The following is an 18455-nucleotide window of genomic DNA, read 5'->3' as shown; positions in this document are numbered from 1 at the left end:
ATGAGCGAGAAAACGGAACAGCCCACAGATAAAAAGCTGGAAGACGCGCGCCGTAAAGGAGAAGTCGGACAAAGTCAGGATGTGCCCAAGCTGCTGATCTGCGTCGGTCTACTGGAGTGCGTGTTGGCATTAGCGGACAGCACAATGGGGAAACTCCAAACGCTGGTGCAATTGCCGCTACAACGGCTGGATGCGCCGTTTGCGCAGGTGGCGAAAGAAGTCTTTCATGACGCCGCCGTGCTGGCAGGCACACTCTGCCTGTTAGCCGCCGCGATTGCCGTCTTGCTGCGCATTGTAGGCGGCTGGATCCAATATGGCCCACTGTTTGCGCCCGAAGCGCTGAAGCTCGATCTCAATCGACTGAACCCGATTAACCAGTTTAAGCAGATGTTTTCGATGCGTAAGCTGGTGGAAATGCTGACCAATATCCTGAAAGCCGTAGTGATCGGTACGGTCTTTTATAAAGTGGTGGTGCCAGAGTTGGAAGCGCTGGTCGAATTGGCCTACGGCGATCTCCACGGTTTCTGGCAAGGGGTTAAAGCGCTACTGACGCGCATTGCTCGCACCACGCTGACGGCGCTTTTAGTGCTATCTGCACTGGATTTCGGCCTGCAAAAGTATTTCTTTCTCAAGCAGCAGCGTATGAGCCATGAGGATTTACGCAACGAGCACAAGGATTCCGAAGGCGATCCCCACATGAAAGGCCATCGTAAGTCGCTGGCACACGAACTGATGAACGAACCCGCCGCGCCGCGCCCCAAAGCCAAAGTCGAAGACGCCGATATGCTGCTGGTGAACCCAACGCACTATGCGGTGGGACTTTACTATCGTCCCGGCAAAACGCCGTTACCGCGCATCTTGTTTAAGGGGGAAGATAGTGCGGCGCAGGAACTCATCGCTCAGGCGAAAAAAGCAGACATTCCGGTGATTCGCTTCATCTGGCTGACCCGTACGCTGTATCGCACCACGCCGGAAGGCCAGTACATTCCGCGCGAAACGCTTCAGGCCGTAGCGCAGGTGTATCGCGTCCTGCGCCAACTCGAAGACGAGCAAAAACGCGATATTATCGAGATGGAGTGAAAGCGGATCTTTAGTTTTCCGCCACCTGACTCAAGTAGTGCGCTTCCCCCTGACGCAGTTCCGCCATCATGAAATCCAGGAAAGCCTGCTGCTGGGGCGCATGGGCTTTCCCTGCCAGCGTTTGAATCTGAAGTGAACGCTGGTCAAGCTGCCTGATATTCAGCGGTTTCAGGCGCATCGGCTCCAGTAAGCACTTGTACATCACGGAATAGAAACTACAGGCGGTAACCGCACCCGGCGTGCTCATCGCATAGTAATAAAGCGTGGTGAAGTTGTTGCAGCACAGCGTCGGTTCCAGAAAGGTGCCATTCATGCGGCACGAGAGGTCAAACAGTTGGCGTAGCGTGGTCGAGGGTTCCGGCAGCGCCAGCGGGAAAGGATGCAGATCGGCCAGTTGAATAGACTGCTGCGCCAGCGGGTGATCGTCGGACATCAGCAGCATCAGCGGCGCAGGCAGCGCCAGTTCCACATTCACGCCCTGCTCGGGCGCCAGCGCAAACTGGAGCGCGATATCCACTTCACCATTGCGAATCATCTGCGACACCTGCATCGCCGAGTCCACCTTCAGCGCAAAAGTGGTATCCGGGTCATGCTGACGAAAACGCGCAAACAGCGTCGGCAGCAGATCAAACGCCATCCCTTCCGTACAGCCGATGCGCAGCAGCGCTCGACGGCTGGCTTTCAGCCCCTGAATTTCCGCTACAGCGGCATCCATGTCCATCATGCTCTTGCGCACATGATTTTCCAGAATGCGCCCGGCATCATTTAACACCATGCCGCGCGCATGACGCTCGAACAACGGCACGCCAATGCGTTCTTCCAGCCGCTGGATTTGACGGCTGATCGCAGACACGGCCACAAATAAGTGCTGACTAGCGGCGCTGAGCGAACCAGTGGTGGCAACCACCAGAAAATAACGAATCTCGGTGCTGTGCATGACGGCGTTCCTTCCAGACATCGCGGGGGGATTGGCAGGTTTATATTAAAAGCAAAGCTTAATTGCAATTTTTATTATTGTTGCAAAGCTCATTTTTTCTTTAAATATCGGTAACTTCGGCACATTATCCAGCAAGGAAAGGCATGACCAGCGCAGACCTTATTCGTATCGCCTGTGAACGTTTCGATCGCGGAGAATTTAAACAAACGCTGGCACGGCGCATTGCCCATGCCAGCGAGAGCCAGAAAGCGGGTAACCAGCTCGCGCTGAACCGCTATCTGACGGAGGAAATCCAACCCGTGTTACAGGCGATGGGGTTCAGCGTAAGGCAGATTGCTCCATTGAATGAAGGACATCCCCTTTTCTGCTGGCCGAACGCCTTGAGGATCCCAGCCTGCCGACAGTGCTGTCTTACGGCCACGGTGATGTGGTTTTCGGTGATGAAGAAAACTGGCGTGATGGGCTCACCCCCTGGGAATTGGTGGAAGAAGGCGACCATTGGTACGGACGCGGCAGTGCCGATAACAAAGGCCAGCACAGCATCAACCTGATGGCGCTGGAACAGGTGTTTCAGGCTCGCGGGCAGCGCTTGGGCTTCAACTGCAAACTGCTGTTCGAGATGGGCGAAGAAATTGGTTCGCCGGGGCTTGCCGAGCTGTGCCAACAGTACAAGCAGGAACTGGCGGCCGACATATTTATCGCCTCTGATGGACCGCGTCTTAACGCAGAGCGCCCGACGCTGTTCCTCGGCTCTCGCGGCTGCGTGAATTTCCGTTTGCACATCAAGGCTCGCGAGCAGGCCTACCATTCTGGCAACTGGGGCGGGCTGCTGAGCAATCCGGGTACTCAATTGGCGAACGCCGTGGCCAGCCTGGTGGATGGACAAGGACGAATGAAGATCGACGCCCTGCTGCCACCGCCGTTAACCTCCGCGCTGCGAGAGATTCTCAGCACGATCAATCCCGCAGGCAGCGAGGGCGATCCGACGCTTGATGAAAACTGGGGCGCAGAGGGACTTACGCCTGCCGAGCGGTTATTTGGCTGGAACACGCTGGAAGTGCTGTCGTTCATTACCGGCAACCCGCGTAAGCCGGTGAACGCGATTCCCGCCGACGCGACAGCGATTTGCCAACTGCGCTTTGTGATCGGCACCGACTGGCAGCATCTGGCACAACATGTGCGTCAACACCTTGACCAACATGGCTTTGCGCAGGTGGACGTCGAGGTGCTTAACACCTCTCCGGCGACGCGCTTTAACCCGGAAGATCCGCTGGTGAACTGGACGTTGGCATTGATGCAGCACATCAGCGGTAAACAACCCGCGTTGCTACCAAATCTGGGCGGATCGCTACCTAATGACGTCTTCGCCGACATCCTCGGCCTGCCGACACTGTGGATTCCCCACTCTTATCCGGCATGCGGCCAGCACGCGGTCAACGAACACCTGCTGAAATCCGTCGCCCGCGAAGGATTAGCGATCATGACTGGATTGTTCTGGGAACTGGGGGAGCAAGGACAGGCACTATTAGAAGAACACCGCGAATATGCGAATCAGAGGTGATGTTTAACGCTAACTTTTTGTGCCTTTTACTGGCATTAGAAACTAGGTTGAGGCGGAAATAACCGCCGAGTGAGCGGCATAAATGCCGCGAAAGCCAGTGCCGCTTTTCTTACCTTATGCGGCACTAGCAATTTGAAAGAGAGATTACTTTTTCATCCACTCAGGTTTCTGGAACGCGTGGAACATCGAGTTTTTATCTTCAAAGAATGCGGCGAATTCCGGAGATTGAACGGCAGCTTTCAGATCCTGAGCAAACGGTTTGTCGGCATCTTCTGCACGCACGACAATCATGTTTTTCAGATCTTCCGGCAGCACATCTAACTGAATTGCGTCAGACAGATTCAGGCCAGCAGAAATCGCGAAATTGGCGTTAATCAGCGAACCGGTTACGCCACCCAGCGCGCGCGGCAGCTGTGCGGCTTCCAGCGGTTTAAAGACCAGACCTTTCGGGTTTTCAGTGATATCACGCAGTGAGGCTTTAGTCGGTGTAATCTCTGGATTAATCTTGATCAGGCCGTATTTTTGCAGGAAATCCAGCGAACGTGCCAGATTGGATGGATCGTTTGGCAGCGTGACGATATCGCCCGCTTTCAGCTCATTCAGCGAGCGGACTTTATTGGAGTAAAAGCCCATGCTGGCCGTCGGTACGGTGATCACTTCCGCCAGTTTCAGCCCTTTATCCGCGCTGAAGCGATCAAGATAGCGGCGGTTTTGGAACAGGTTGGCGTCGATACTTTTGTTCGACAATGCCAGGTTAGGCTGGATGTAGTCGCTGAATTCGCGCACTTTTACGTCGTAGCCTTTTTTCACCATCTCCGGTTTAATCGCTTTCGTGACCATATCACCGTATGGCCCCGGCGATACGCCGATGGTGATTTCTTTGCCTGAATCTGCTGCGTAAGCCTGAGAAATGCCCAACGCCAGCATGAGTGGAATAAGTTTTTTCAATCGCATCGTCGCGTTCCTGTCTGTCCGGTTTAGTCAGTGTTTACCGTTTTGCTAACGGCATTCTCGTTATTGTTATATAGAGCGCCAGCACAGGGCTAAGATCGAGATACCGGGAGCGGCCACAGTGTGAGGTATCCCTACGGGCACCTCATCACCGTGTTTCTCCCTAAATCCATACTCTTATGCCCTGCGTGGCATCGCTCATTATTTTTTTCTATTTTTATAACGTTATTCCCTGGTGTTGGATAACGTTTTACTGCTCACATGTTTTACTAAAAAAGGCTTACTAAAAAATCGTTAATCAACATCCGTTAAAACAAAAAGGTTTCCTGTCCGTAGCAATATTTGTCATACAGTTCAGGGTTGATATCGAAGCCGATTCCCGGCTTATTTGGCACCGCAACGCAGCTGTCTTTGTCTAATTCGACAAATGGCAGCATGAAGTCTTCATGCCAGTAGCGGGAAGACGGTGGAATATCGTGCGCGTAGATAAAGTTCGGCAGCGTTGATACCGCAATGTTGTGCGCTTTACCGACTGCCGTATCCAGCATGCCGCCGCACCATACCGGAATATTGTGCGCCTGACAGTAATCATGAATCAGCTTGGTTTCGGTAATACCACCGACACGAGCGACTTTAATATTGATAATCTTGGCGCTACCTAGCTCTATTGCCTTACGCGCGTCTTCTACCGACGCAATACTTTCATCCAGACAGATAGGCGTATTCACTGCGGCCTGAAGTTTACGGTGGTCGATAATATCGTCGTGCGCCAGCGGCTGCTCAATCATCAGTAGATTGAATTTATCAATCCGCTTAAAGAAATCGATATCGTCCAGCGTGTAGGCGGAATTGGCATCCACCATCAGCGTAATATCACCAAACGTCTGGCGCAGCGCCGCAATATAGTCGTAGTCTTTTCCCGGTTTGATTTTTATTTTGATGCGCTTGTAGCCTTCCTTCAGGAAATTATCGACCACGCTGACTAATTTATCCGGCGTTTCCTGAATACCGATGCTGACACCCGCTTCAACTTTATCCCGTACGCCACCCAGCAGTTGATGTAGCGGTACGCCTTTTATTTTCGCGTAAGCATCCCAAATACCGCCTTCGATTGCCGCTTTGGCGCAGTTATTACGCTTTACCGGCGCGAAAATATCGCGCACCTGCGAAGGGTGCTCAATATCCCCAGCCTGCTTAACCATCGGGATCAGGAAGTCACGCATAATATGCCACGCGGTGACGTTGGTTTCTTCGTTATAAAACGGCAGAGAAATTGCCGAGCAATCGCCGTAACCAATATGTCCACCCGCGTGAACTTCCGCGATGGAGAAGTGTTTCTCCGTCTGCGTCGCAAAGCTGGTAGTAAATGGCGTTTTCAGCGCCATTTTCATTTTTCTTAATACAATTTTGTCTATTTTCATGACATCTCTCTGCTGCCCTGAATACCCTATTCTGTCGTGGTTTAGCGGCGTTCGCGCTTATTCGCCCGTCGTGATAGCAAATCACCCAGCGTTTGTACAATCTGCACCAGCACCACCAACGCAATCACGGTCACGACCATCACTTCGGTTTCATAACGGTAATAGCCGAAGCGGATCGCCAGATCGCCCACACCGCCGCCGCCGACAATTCCGGCCATCGCCGAGTAGCCAATCAGGCTGACCAGCGTGATCGTCAGACCGCGTAATAACCCCGCCAGCGCCTCCGGCAACAGCACAGTGCCGATGATACGCGTTGGACTGGCACCAAAGGCCTCTGCCGCTTCCACAATACCCGGATCGACTTCACGCAGCGCGGAATCCACCAGTCGAGCATAAAAGGCAATCGCCGCCACGGACATCGGCACTGCCGCTGCCACTGGCCCTATCGTGTTCCCCAGCAGAAACTGGGTTAATGGCAACAACAGCACCAGCAAGATCACAAACGGGATCGAACGGATAATATTCACCAGAACGGTCGAAACCAGATAGATAAAACGGTTCTGCCAGAATAAATGACGATCGGTCACATAAATCGCGATACCTAACGGCAGGCCGAATATCACCGCACAAAGCGTTGAAATACACACCATCGTGAAGGTTTCACCGAAGGCGAAAACTAATTCACCAAATAACTCAGCCATTGATGACCTCCACCCCAAAGGTATTCTGTCGAATATAAGCAATAGCGGCGGCGAGGTTATCCGCCGTCGGATCGTCACGGTATGAAATCTGGGCGATAATATGCCCCAGCGCGCGATCGTTAATGTATTCAATATTGCCGTGCAGAATATTTACCGATACCTGAAACTGCTGCGCCACGTCAGATAATATCGGTTGTTCTACCGAATCATCGGCGAAGAGTATTTTCAGCAAGACGCCTTTATTATTCTGCTTAAAGCGTTCAGGTAATTCGACCGGACTGGTATGGCTAACCAGCTGTTTGGTGTAGGCATGCTGAGGCGAAGAGAAGATCGTAAAGACATCGCCCTCTTCCACAATATTGCCGCCCGTCATCACCGCCATACGCTGACAAATGCTTTTAATCACGCTCATTTCATGGGAAATCAGCACGATCGTGATGCCTAATCGAATATTGATACTTTTCAATAACGCCAGAATAGAGGCTGACGTTTCCAGATCCAGTGCCGAGGTGGGTTCATCGCACAGCAGCACTTCGGGATGGTTAGCAATCGCGCGGGCGATGCCAACACGCTGCTTCTGCCCACCGCTCAGCTGCGCCGGATAAGATGTCCCTTTGTCCTGCAACCCAACCAGCGCCAGAATTTCCGGCACGCGTGAGGCAATCTCTTCTTTGCTCTTCCCCGCGGCACGCAGGCTGAACGCCACGTTGTCATACACGTTACGGGTGTGCATCAGATTAAAATGCTGGAATATCATCCCGATACGCTGCCGATGCTGACGCAGTTCGCGGCCAGACGCATCGCTAATCAGCGTATCGCCCAGAAACACGCGTCCTTCAGTTGGACGCTGCAATAAATTGATTGTCCGCAGCAGCGTACTTTTCCCCGCGCCGCTGGTGCCAACAATCCCAAAAACTTCACCCTGTTGAATGGTCAGGTTGACGTTGTTTACCGCTCTGGACTGTGCTGCTTTGCCGGCGGGAAAATCAACGCTCACGTTTTCTAACCGAATCATTACCTGACTCACTCCTGCTGACTGACTATTTTAAGAGATATAACGGTGGCATACGCAAGGTAAGCCTGTTTGATGTAGGGAAGCCTGTGTTTGTGGGTAAAGTCATTTCTCATTAGCGGGCGTTAAGCCTATCCCACGGAACTGTTTCACTTGTTATGTTGAACAGAGATAGGCTCTTCATCGCCTTTTTGCATTGAGGAATAACCGGGCTATTTATGGCTGCCATTTTTGTTATAATTAGATTAATTCTTTATAAATCAATAAAATATTAAAAAATATTCGTCTGTTTAAGTTAGAGAGAAATGAGCTTTGCGTCAATGATAAAAAAAGCAAATCACCTTTCTGTTTTTTAGAAACTTTTTTATGTCTTTTTCTTCTATATAGGTTACCGCCGCCTTCGGTGATCGCCATACCCATCACGACATCACCAAACATAACAAATCATGATAATTCGTTGATAAGCATCTCAAAATATATCCTGAAACATTACTATCACAATCAGCGCCTAGCCTGATCTCGCACTGAAAACGTTTATCTTCCCGATTAAGGATGCCACCATGCGTTATCGCTCTATGCTGCTACCGGCGACCAAAACATTACCCGCGCTCAATATCTTATCGGCGTTCAAACGGCTGCCTGTTGCTGGCCTTTTTCTGTTCCCCCTCTATGGCGTGGCGGCTCCGGCTCAGCCAGATAACGCGAGTATCAGCGCCATTGTCGATACCACCACGCAGGCCAGTAACCGCCCTCACGTGATTGAACTGGAACAATCCATTCAGGCTGCGTTGCGCAAAGCGATCCAGGGAGAGGCGCCGCAGCTTACCCGAGCGCAGTTAGAGCAGGCGAGAGAAACGCCACAAATGGCGGATATCGATTGGCTCAACAACAGCGGTTATGACTTCGCCGTGAAAGCCAACCAGCAGGCGGGCATTGCGTTACTGGAATCCTTCTCACACCTTTCCACCGATGTGTTACAACAAAACACCGCTATTGTGACGCGCATTAATCGCGAAGCCACCACCGGGCAGCGCGAACAGGCACTGGTGGATGCAGAGGGTCAGGGGTATCTCTATTATCTGGCTGATGCGCTGGGTCCACGCTTGGGCAAGGTCTTCATTAACGAGTATAACCACGGTGAAATACGCAAGGCAGCCGTTTTACTCAAGCTATCCGCCGTCAGTACGTCCGCGGCTAAACAGCATTTTAACTATCCGCGCCCTTTCCTCCAGCCGAACAACACCATTCATCTGGTGCCGGATACCGCCGTGATTGGCGATAATAAGCCCTACACGGCTTCCGGCGGCGCATTTCCGAGCGGGCATACCAACACCGGCTACACCGATGCGTTGCTCTTAGCGGAAATGATCCCTGAGCGTTTCGTCCCGTTAATCGATCGCGGCGCGCGCTACGGCTATTCACGCATCGTGCTGGGCGTGCATTATCCGCTGGATGTAATCGGGTCACGGATGCTGGCCGAACGTAACGTGGCGCATTACCTCAACGATCCACTGTATCGCCGACTGTTTGAACAGGCGAAGACGGAGTTGCGCAGCGCGCTAGAGAAGGCCTGTGGTACGACGTTGAGCGCCTGCGCCAAGAGCGCTCCACAGGACGACCCCTACGCCGCGCCGGAAATGAAGACATTTTATCGCTACACGATGACCTACGGCCTACCGGCGCAACCCGGTAAAGCGTCTCCAATTAGCGTTCCCGAAGGTGCAGAAGTCCTGCTCGATCCCGTGCTTCCACATCTCTCCGCCGCCGAGCGAAAAAACCTGATGGTGAAAACCGCGCTAGATGACGGTTACCCGCTTTCCGGTGCGCCGGGCGACAAAGGCACGCAAAATTTCTGGCAGCGCCTCAACCTGCATGACGCCGTGCAGTCAGCACAGCGCCGCTAACGGATCCCTCTTCTTCGCGTTTTCTAACGCGGGGAAGAGGAACGTCACAGGAGTGATAATATTTAATTACGGAAATTCATTATCATTATTATCTTCACTTGGTGTCGTTTCACTTTTTTTAAAAATTAATGATTCTTTTTTTTAAAATCGCCCCTCTATGAAGAAACGATAACGCTACAGTCGTGCCTTCATAGCGTATCGTCACGATTATTCCACGCTTTTAGCTGTAACGGTAACTTTCCAGGCAGGATAATATTTTAATGGTTATTTACCTATCAGCATAGAATAGCGATCGCTTTGTAAACCAATGTAAATCGATGCTGTTACAAGTCCCCTAATGCCATTTTTTAATTTTAGTTAATCTCAATATAAACCTTATCTTTTCTCCGTCGATATAGAAATACCGCTCCTTATTCTGGAGTCATTTAGAGGTACTTATGAGTATTAAAATTAAATTAATTTCGGTTATGTTGTTAATGGCATTATTGCTTTTGGTTGTCTCTTTGATTGGGTTATTTGGCATGAATAATACCAACCAGTCGATGAAAACCCTGTACCAGGACAGGCTGATCGCGCTGGGCTATCTGGATAATATCACCAGACAGGTAAACAACGTGATGTTTGAAATCGCCAGCATTGACCTCGCTCAACCGAACAATGTGAAGACCGGGCTAGCGCACATCGAAGACGCACAGAAAATTTATAATGAGCAATGGGACTTATACAGTAAGACGTATTTAACGGGCGAAGAAAAAATATTAGAAGAACAGTTTGCAGTATTATATAAGCAATACAATGATAAAGTCGTTGTTTCCGCCATCAATGCAATACATAAAAATGACAAAGATGCATTAGAATATATTATCAATCACACATTAAAAAGCGAATACGCGCCGCTACAAAAAACAGCAGACCAGTTGATTAAATTACAATCTGATGTGGGTCAGACACTCTATTCCGAATCACAAAGTAGTTTCAGTAATCTATTATTTTTCGTAGTCATTACGCTTCTTGTCGGCGTCGTTATCGTTGCCTTATCCGGCTGGCGGTTGATTATGTCGATTGCCGTACCGATAAAAAATGCGGTGGATTTAGCAAGAAAAGTTGCAAGCGGCGATCTGACGCATCGCATCGCAATTACCTCGCGCGATGAAATGGGACAATTGCAAACCGCACTGCGGGAAATGGTGCTGAACCTGACGGATATCGTTGAACGTGTACACAGCAACGCAGACATTATTGCAACCGCATCAAGCCAGATCAGCAGTGGCAACATCGACCTCTCCTCCCGAACCGAGCAGCAAGCCAGTTCGCTGGAGGAAACGGCGGCGTCAATGGAGCAGATGACCTCCTCTGTTAAACAGAACGCCACGCATGCCGCCCACGCCAGCCAACTGGCAACGACCGCCTCGCAGCGCGCTGTTGATGGCGGCAAGATGATGGGCGATGTGACCAATGCCATGCAACAGATGGTGTCATCCGCAGAGAAAATCACCAATATCATCAGCGTGATCGACGGTATTGCGTTCCAGACCAACATTCTTGCACTGAACGCCGCCGTGGAAGCCGCTCGGGCGGGCGAACAAGGACGAGGCTTTGCCGTCGTCGCAGGCGAAGTCCGCACGCTGGCACAGCGCAGTGCCAGCGCGGCGAAAGAGATCAAAGAACTGATCGGAACGTCCGTCGAGCAGGCAAACCTCGGCCACACCGTCGTCATCGACGCAGGCGGCACGATTCAGAGCGTCGTAGAGGACATCAAACGGGTTGCATCGCTGGTGACCGAAATTTCCACCGCCAGCCATGAACAAAGTCTGGGCATAGGACAGATTAATACCGCGATTTCGCAGATGGAAACGGTCACGCAGCAGAACGCCGCACTGGTTAACGAGGCCGCCGCTGCCGCCGGTTCATTGTCCGAACGTGCAGGTGAACTCAGCCACGCCGTTGCGGCGTTCCGCATCTAACCTTCCCGCATTTTACTGCACCCGCGTAATCGGTTATCTCGGCGCGCGGGTGCAGTCAGTTAGCGTTAAGACATCGCTTAACGTGGTTAAAAACACATCGGCGTGTTCTTCCTGAAACACCAGCGGCGGGCGAATTTTCAGCACGTTCGCCGCGGGCCCTGTCGCGCTGATCAACACGCCGCGCTGGCGCATCGCATTCACCACCTGCAATGCAGATTCACTTGCTGGCGTTTTGCTTTCACGATCGTTGACTAGCTCTACACCGATAAACAGGCCGTAAGCCCGAATATCGCCGATCAGTAGAAAATCCTGTGCCAATTGCTGTAACCCTTGCCGCAGATAATGCCCCACGCGCTGGGCGTTCTGTTGCAACTGTTCTTCCCGAATCACTCTCAGTACCGCGTGCGCCGCCTGACAGGAAACCGGATTGCCGCCGAACGTATTGAAATAACGCACTTCTCGCCCGAATGCCTCGAACAATGCGGAACGTCCAACCAGCCCGGCGATAGGATGCCCGTTGCCCATCGGCTTCCCTAAACTCACCAAATCCGGAACGACACCGTGACGCGCAAAGCCCCACATTGACTCCCCGGTGCGACCAAAGCCCGGCTGCACTTCATCCGCGATAAACAATCCGCCAGCCTGGCGAATCAGCGCCGCCGCCTGTGCCATTTCGCCTTCCGGCGCACAGAACACACCGTCGCTGGAAAAAATGGTATCCACCAGCAGCGCGGCAGGACGAATGCCTTCCTGCTGCATCTGTGCCAGCGCCTCACGAATACTGGTAAGAAATGCGCCGGGCTGACGATAGGAATCTGGTGCGTCAATCAGCTTCACATGATTACCGCGCGCCACGCCATCCCCCAACGACGGCGACAGCTCCGCCAGCGCACTGGTCACGCCGTGGTACGCCCAGCGCGTCACCAGGACGCCCGTTCCCCCCGTGGTGTGGCGGGCAATGCGCAACGCCAGATCGTTGGCCTCACTGCCGGTACAGGTCAACATCACGTTATTTAGTTCGGCGGGAAATTCGCTGAGTAAATCTTCCGCAAAATCGACAATGGCTGAGTGCAAATACCGCGTGTGGGTGTTGAGCAGAGCGCTTTGCCGCGCCATCGCCTCTACCACCGCCGGATGACAATGCCCGACCGAGGCCACATTGTTATAGACATCCAGATAACGTTTCCCCTGATGATCGAACAGCCACACCCCCTCGCCGCGCACAACATGCAGCGGTTCTTCATAAAACAGGCGGTAACCGCTGCCCAATACCCGCTGACGACGCGCCAGCAACGCTTCTGTCGTTGTCATTTCAGGCGTGATATCTCTCTGACTCATAGCATGTCCTCCGGGCAAACCTGCTGTAGGCGAGTCACAAACTGCGCATGGGAATAGGTCGCGATACGCTGCAAACTGTGCCAACAGCGCGGAACATTACGCAGCAGATATTCCCGATTGTCGGGATAGCGTGATGCTCGCCACTGTGCAATCGTCAAGGTCAACGCCATGCGGGTCGCAATCAAATCCGGCAACAGTGCGATCTCCTCTGGTGCTAACGGCCTGTGCTGGTGATACGCGGCAATAAACGGCACAACATGTTCCAGCAGATCGGCGCCATCGCCAACCTGATACGCCAGCGCTGTCGCGACTTCGCAGATTAACGGGGCGAATACGGCGTCGCCAAAATCGATAATGCCGGTCACCCGCGTCGGTGACGCCCCATCGACCAGCACATTATGCGGATTCAGATCGTTATGAATGACCTGACGGCGCAACGTCATCAATTCGGGCGCGACGCGGCTGTCATAGCGATCAAAAATGCGCCGAAGATGCTGATGCTGCTGTCGTTCAGAAATAAAATCGAGGTAAGGACGCACCTGCTCTGCGCGGCTGATATCCCACAGCAGCGAACGGCTCGCCGCCGGATGCGTAAAGCCGTGAAGCGCATTATCCAACTGCGCCAGTGTGCTTCCCAACTGCGGCATCAATGCCGTGGAAGGCTCAGTCAGGTACTGCGGCGTGCCTGCCAGATAGCTCACCAGCCGCACGCGCAGCAGTACGCCACCCATTTCAACACACGTTTCCGCCTGACCCGCGAGAGTCAGCCTGATTCGCGGCACGGGCAGCTCAGGTGCCTGCTGAGCAAGATGCAGCAGCAGCGCAGTCTGGAAATCGCTGACGTCGGCAGGTTCCGCCGCGTTGATCACTTTCAGCATATAGCGTTCATCTGGTGTGACCGTCAGGCAGAAATTCATATCGCGCTCGCCTTGAAGCAGCGCCATCTGCCCGGACAAACCATATTCTTGCTGGGCAATGGCCAGCGCCTGCTGGCAGGAAACCTGCGGCACGGCCTGCGTCATCAGGTCGTCGCTATGCGATACCGCCTCGGCAAACACCGGCTGATTGGACGCAGAAGATTGGAACATGGGAGAAAATGTCGTAAGCCGTCCTTCAGACATGCTGCCCTCCGTTAACGTGGATTTCCGCGCCGTTGACATAAGACGCACCGGAGGTGCAGAGAAAATAGATCAGGCTTGCCACCTCTTCGGGTTTACCTAAGCGTTGCATTGGCACCTGCCGTTCAATGATGTCATCCGTGCCGGGTGACAGAATCGAGGTTTCTATTTCCCCCGGCGCAATCGCATTCACGCGAACGCCATGCTGACCAAAATCAAACGCCATTTCCCGCGTCAGCGCAGACAGCGCCGCTTTTGAGGTGGCATAGGCAACACCAGCAAAAGGATGAACGCGCGATCCGGCAATCGAGGTCACATTAATCACGCAGCCCTGTGATGCTTTTAGCTCGTCAAACAGGCCGTTTGCCAACAGTGCGCAGGAAAACAGATTGACGTTGAAGACCCGCAGCCAGGTCGCATAGTCTGTATCGCGCACGCCCAAACGCTGCCCGCCTTCCCCCTTTGGCGAAATCCCTGCGTTATCGACCAACGCATCCAACCGTCCGCCCAGTTTTTCCTTAATCAGCGGCAGCGTCTGTTGCAGGCTGTCGATATCTTCCAAATCGAGATGAATGTGGTTAAGCAACTTTTCCGCCCACGGGCACTCTTCCGCCCAGTTCTGACGCGACGCGGTAAAGATCCGCCACCCCGCCGCGTGGAAATGCTTAACGGTGGCATGCCCGATTCCCCGGCTGGCACCGGTCAGCAAGAGTGTTTTTTGTGCTGTCATACCGAACCTCCTGAGCCTTTGTAGACGATTCATCAAAACGGTGTTTGATGCATCATAAATTGGGTTTTAAAAAAAGCTGAAAAAAATTTCAGCGAAAAAAAACGATTTTTCCCCTTGGCGTAGAATGATGCTGAAGAGAAAACGTTTTTCAGGATGAGCAGCATGGATGCTGCGAAAGCCAGTGCCGCGTCGGGAACGCGTCACTGGCGGTCCGTCAGGAAAACGTTATCTCTGAAGGCACCGCATAGCGGCATCATGAACCGCCAAAAAGCCAGGGTTCCAAGGGCGACGGCAACTGAGTCGCCCTTGGTCGTGCGCTCTCCGATGCAAAGGGAGAAATGCGATCTCAACGCGCACGAAACATCCTCACATGACATGTAGTACTTGATTACCCACCTTAGCCCCCACTCCGTAAACGCTCCGAGCGGCGGCGCAGGATTTCCATCACGATCAGCAGGATAAGCGCAGCGCCCACCATCATGGTCGCGGCGGCGGCGATCGTCGGGTCGAGGTTCTCGCGGATGCCGGCAAACATCTGTAGCGGTAGCGTACGCTGGCGCGGGCTGGCGAGAAACAGTGTGACGATCACCTCATCAAACGACGTCGCAAAGGCAAAAAGCGCCCCGGAAAACACGCCGGGTGCAATTAGCGGAAACGTCACCTTGCGAAAAGCCAGCAGCGGCGAAGCACCTAGACTCGCGGCGGCGCGCGTCAGGTTGTGATCGTAGTTCTTCAATACCGCCGTGACCGTAATCACCACGAACGGCACGCCCAGCATCGCATGTGCCAATACCAAACCCAGATAGCTGTTCAACAGAGACAGTTTGGCAAAGAAGAAAAACATCCCTACCGCGACAATCACCACCGGCGCAATCATCGGTGAAATCAGTACCGCCATCACCAACGATTTGCCACGAAACTCACCGCGCACCAACCCGACTGATGCCAACACGCCGAGTACCGTCGCCAATAGCGTCGCTAGCGGAGCAATCAGCAGACTGTTGCCCAGTGCACCCAGCCACTCGCTGGAGTTAAAAAACTCGCGATACCAGCGCAGGGAAAACCCCGTCAGCGGATAGCTCAGAAACGAACCGGCATTAAACGAAAGCGGAACAATCACCAACACAGGGACAATCAAAAACAACAGCATCGCCGCCCCGTAGAAATTAAAGAAGGTATTCCACAGACGGATAACCACTTCACCCTGCTGTCTCATTTGCTATCTCCCAATATAAAGTTACGGATATCGAGCTTAGTGCGCCGCGGCTTCCGCATTAGTGCGCGTTACCCGGATGTACACCACGTACAGTAGCGTCACGATAATCAGCAGTTGTGTCCCTAACGCAGCCGCCATTCCCCAGTTCATGGTGGTGTTAGTAAAGAACGCAACAAAATAGCTCAACATCTGGTCGCTCGGCCCGCCTAACAGCGCTGGCGTAATGTAGTAGCCAATCGCCATCATAAAGACCAGCAGCGCTCCTGCCGTCACACCGGCGTAGGTTTGCGGCACATAAACCCGCCAGAAGGCGATAAACGGATGTGCACCCAGCGAGACCGCCGCACGCACATAGTTCGGGGAAATGCCTTTCATCACCGCGTACAGCGGCAGAATGAAGAACGGTAATAGGATGTGGGTCATCGAGATGTAGACACCGATACGGTTAAATACCAGCACCAGCGGTTCATCGATAATGCCGATATTCATCAGCGAACGGTTGATCAATCCACCGGACTGCAACAGCACAATCCAGCTCGCGGTGCGCACGATCAGTGATGTCCAGAACGGTAGCAGCACCAAAATTAGCAACAGATTGGCGCGGTTAGAGGGCTGCTTCGCCAGCCAGTACGCCAGCGGGTATCCTAGCCCCACGCACAGCAGTGTTACCACGCCCGCCATCAGCAGCGTGCGCAGCAGCACGTCCACATACAGCGCCTGATCGGCTGGCTGTGGGACGATGTGCTGCGTGGTGGCATCAACTTTATGGTCAAACACCGCCAACAGGTAATAGCTGGTAAAAGGCCGCGCCGCACGATCGAACGTTTTCCAGGTTGCTAATTCTCCCCACATCGGCTGTTCACGGATCAGTTGATCGCGCACGTCGCTGCTGCCCTCGGCGGGCAGCTTGCGCAATGTGCGGGTAATCAGCGTGCGGTATTCCGAGCCTTCATACCCTAGTCGTTTGGTAATCGTGCTTAACTTACCGCTGCTGCGGGCATCACGCAGATCGCCGACCAGCGCCCGAAAGACGGTTTCATCCGGCACATCGTTGCCCGACCATTGCCGCATCTCGGCAATGGTCTGTGGCATATTGTCGCGCAATTCCGGATTGGAGACGCTTTTCCCCAAAATCGAGGTGATCGGGAAGAGAAAACTCACCACGATAAACAGAAACAGCGGTGCAATCAGCAGCAGAGAGCGTTTTTTATAGGCTTTCTGCGCCAGCCACAGTTGTTGTTTCAAGGTCGAGTTTTCCTCACTTCCGCCAGACGGCACAGCGGCGGCGATATCGCTCTGGGACATAGGCTCTTTCTCCATCATCACGTACAGTCAATCACTACGGCCTTACTGCGCGGCCCAGGCGTTAAAACGTTGCTCCAGCTCTTCACCGTGGTCGATCCAAAACTCTGTATCTACCTGCAAGGCCTGTGCCAAATTATCAGGCGCAGTCGGCAGATTGGCGGCGACCGCTGGAGTTAGCAGGCTGGTGGTTTTGACGTGCGTCGGGCCATAGGGAATGTTCTCAGCGAACACTTTCTGATTTTCCGGTTGGTTGGCAAACGCAATGAACTGCTCCGCCAGCGCCTTATGCTTGGAGCCTTTGACGATTGCCCAACTATCCAGATCGTAAATGCTGTCGGCCCAGACAATCTTGAAATCATGCCCTTCTTTCTGCGCCGCTGAGACGCGACCGTTATACGCGGATGTCATTACCACATCGCCCGACACCAGCCATTGCAGCGGCTGGGCACCGGATTCCCACCACTGAATATTGGATTTGATCTGATCCAGTTTCTTAAAGGCACGATCGACGCCCTCTGGCGTCGCCAGCACCTTATAAAGATCGTCACGTTTCACGCCATCAGCCAACAGCGCGATTTCCAGCGTAAATTTGGCGCTTTTACGCAGCGCACGCTTGCCGGGGTATTCCTTCACATTCCAGAAATCAGCCCAGCTTTTCGGTGCCTGCTTCAGCTTCTGCGCGTTATAGGTCAAGACGGTTGACCACAGGAAAATTCCCGCGCCGCACTCGGTTACTGCCCCTTTGACAAACTGGGATTGATCGCCCAGCTTTGACCAGTCCAGCGGCTCAAATAGCCCTTCGTTACAACCACGCATCAGCTCAGGACCTTCGACTTCCACGACGTCCCAACCTACCTGCCCGGTTTCCACCATCGCCCGGATACGCGCCATTTCACCGTTGTACTCACCGGCTTCGACCGTGCCTTTACCCGCAGCGGCGAACGGTTTGTAAAATGCCTTATCCTGCGCGTCCTTGTTCAAACCACCGAATGAGATTACCGTGACGGATTCCGCCTGAGCCTGACAGGCCATCGTCACCAGAAAAGCCGTGGCCGCAATTTTCTTCAGCGCCTGACGTCCCTTTGCTTTGGGCGTGTTATTGAATGTGAACCTGTTATTAAATGTGAACATCATTTCGCTCCTGGAGTGGTAGTCAACGTAAAGGTCAAATGCGTATCACCATTTGCGCACGCTATTTCTTGCACATTATTTTTGAT

At 53.1% G+C, this 18455-nt stretch carries 15 protein-coding genes and 1 pseudogene; 4 read left to right on the top strand and 12 right to left on the bottom strand.

The genetic code is table 11. From position 1 onward, the window contains the following. Nucleotides 1–1080 carry a type III secretion system export apparatus subunit SctU gene (gene sctU / locus AB8809_RS11235; protein ID WP_015840442.1) on the top strand — a complete coding sequence of 360 codons (1080 nt, stop codon included), beginning with the start codon at nucleotides 1–3 and terminating at the stop codon, nucleotides 1078–1080. Nucleotides 1081–1090: 10 nt separating this feature from the next. Here sctU and AB8809_RS11230 read toward each other — a convergent pair whose 3' ends face one another. Continuing rightward, nucleotides 1091–2017 carry a LysR family transcriptional regulator gene (locus tag AB8809_RS11230; protein ID WP_256553389.1) on the bottom strand — a complete coding sequence of 309 codons (927 nt, stop codon included), beginning with the start codon at nucleotides 2015–2017 and terminating at the stop codon, nucleotides 1091–1093. 143 nt (nucleotides 2018–2160) lie between these two features. On the opposite strand from AB8809_RS11230, the pseudogene AB8809_RS11225 reads away from it, so the two are divergent. Then, nucleotides 2161–3578, top strand: a pseudogene (locus tag AB8809_RS11225) (M20 family metallopeptidase). A gap of 144 nt (nucleotides 3579–3722) precedes the next feature. Here the strand turns inward: AB8809_RS11225 and AB8809_RS11220 are convergent. From AB8809_RS11220 to AB8809_RS11200, 5 genes are all read right to left on the bottom strand, one after another. Continuing rightward, nucleotides 3723–4532: a MetQ/NlpA family ABC transporter substrate-binding protein gene (locus AB8809_RS11220; RefSeq protein ID WP_015840445.1), complete on the bottom strand. Its 810-nt coding sequence runs from the start codon at nucleotides 4530–4532 to the stop codon at nucleotides 3723–3725. A gap of 305 nt (nucleotides 4533–4837) precedes the next feature. Further along, on the bottom strand, nucleotides 4838–5950 hold the full coding sequence (menC, locus tag AB8809_RS11215; RefSeq protein WP_015840446.1) for an o-succinylbenzoate synthase: 1113 nt from the start codon (nucleotides 5948–5950) through the stop codon (nucleotides 4838–4840). A gap of 41 nt (nucleotides 5951–5991) precedes the next feature. After that, entirely contained in the window at nucleotides 5992–6651 is a 660-nt protein-coding gene (locus AB8809_RS11210) for a methionine ABC transporter permease (protein WP_015840447.1), read from the bottom strand. Then, the gene (locus AB8809_RS11205; protein WP_180779657.1) at nucleotides 6644–7666 is read right to left on the bottom strand and encodes a methionine ABC transporter ATP-binding protein; all 1023 of its coding nucleotides are present in this window, start codon (nucleotides 7664–7666) and stop codon (nucleotides 6644–6646) included. Before AB8809_RS11205 ends, AB8809_RS11210 begins: the two co-directional genes overlap by 8 nt. A 237-nt stretch (nucleotides 7667–7903) precedes the next feature. Next, nucleotides 7904–8101, bottom strand: coding sequence for a hypothetical protein (locus AB8809_RS11200; protein WP_196385506.1), 198 nt, complete (start codon nucleotides 8099–8101; stop codon nucleotides 7904–7906). A gap of 122 nt (nucleotides 8102–8223) precedes the next feature. Between AB8809_RS11200 and AB8809_RS11195 the strand changes: the two genes are divergently transcribed. Together AB8809_RS11195 and AB8809_RS11190 are read left to right on the top strand one after the other, a co-directional pair. Continuing rightward, complete coding sequence (locus AB8809_RS11195) at nucleotides 8224–9567, top strand: phosphatase PAP2 family protein (RefSeq protein ID WP_349855981.1); 1344 nt, start codon at nucleotides 8224–8226, stop codon at nucleotides 9565–9567. 437 nt (nucleotides 9568–10004) lie between these two features. Next, on the top strand, nucleotides 10005–11531 hold the full coding sequence (locus AB8809_RS11190; RefSeq protein WP_369987498.1) for a methyl-accepting chemotaxis protein: 1527 nt from the start codon (nucleotides 10005–10007) through the stop codon (nucleotides 11529–11531). 33 nt (nucleotides 11532–11564) lie between these two features. Here AB8809_RS11190 and AB8809_RS11185 read toward each other — a convergent pair whose 3' ends face one another. From AB8809_RS11185 to AB8809_RS11160, 6 genes are all read right to left on the bottom strand, one after another. Next, a complete protein-coding gene (locus AB8809_RS11185) occupies nucleotides 11565–12869 on the bottom strand; it encodes an aminotransferase class III-fold pyridoxal phosphate-dependent enzyme (protein ID WP_349855982.1) in 1305 nt (434 codons plus the stop codon). Then, nucleotides 12866–13990 carry a phosphotransferase gene (locus AB8809_RS11180; RefSeq protein WP_349855983.1) on the bottom strand — a complete coding sequence of 375 codons (1125 nt, stop codon included), beginning with the start codon at nucleotides 13988–13990 and terminating at the stop codon, nucleotides 12866–12868. Before AB8809_RS11180 ends, AB8809_RS11185 begins: the two co-directional genes overlap by 4 nt. Continuing rightward, the gene (locus AB8809_RS11175) at nucleotides 13983–14717 is read right to left on the bottom strand and encodes an SDR family NAD(P)-dependent oxidoreductase (protein WP_015840453.1); all 735 of its coding nucleotides are present in this window, start codon (nucleotides 14715–14717) and stop codon (nucleotides 13983–13985) included. Before AB8809_RS11175 ends, AB8809_RS11180 begins: the two co-directional genes overlap by 8 nt. Before the next feature lie 397 nt (nucleotides 14718–15114). Then, on the bottom strand, nucleotides 15115–15933 hold the full coding sequence (locus AB8809_RS11170; RefSeq protein WP_015840455.1) for an ABC transporter permease: 819 nt from the start codon (nucleotides 15931–15933) through the stop codon (nucleotides 15115–15117). A gap of 36 nt (nucleotides 15934–15969) precedes the next feature. Then, nucleotides 15970–17238 (bottom strand): ABC transporter permease, encoded by a 1269-nt coding sequence (locus AB8809_RS11165; protein ID WP_349855984.1) that lies wholly within the window; start codon nucleotides 17236–17238, stop codon nucleotides 15970–15972. A gap of 42 nt (nucleotides 17239–17280) precedes the next feature. Next, nucleotides 17281–18369, bottom strand: a complete 1089-nt coding sequence (locus AB8809_RS11160; protein WP_015840457.1) for an ABC transporter substrate-binding protein — start codon at nucleotides 18367–18369, stop codon at nucleotides 17281–17283. Between the last annotated feature and the right edge of the window lie 86 nt (nucleotides 18370–18455).

Source organism: Pectobacterium aroidearum (genome assembly GCF_041228105.1).
GTDB lineage: Bacteria > Pseudomonadota > Gammaproteobacteria > Enterobacterales > Enterobacteriaceae > Pectobacterium > Pectobacterium aroidearum.
This window is presented reverse-complemented; position numbering and strand designations above follow the sequence as displayed.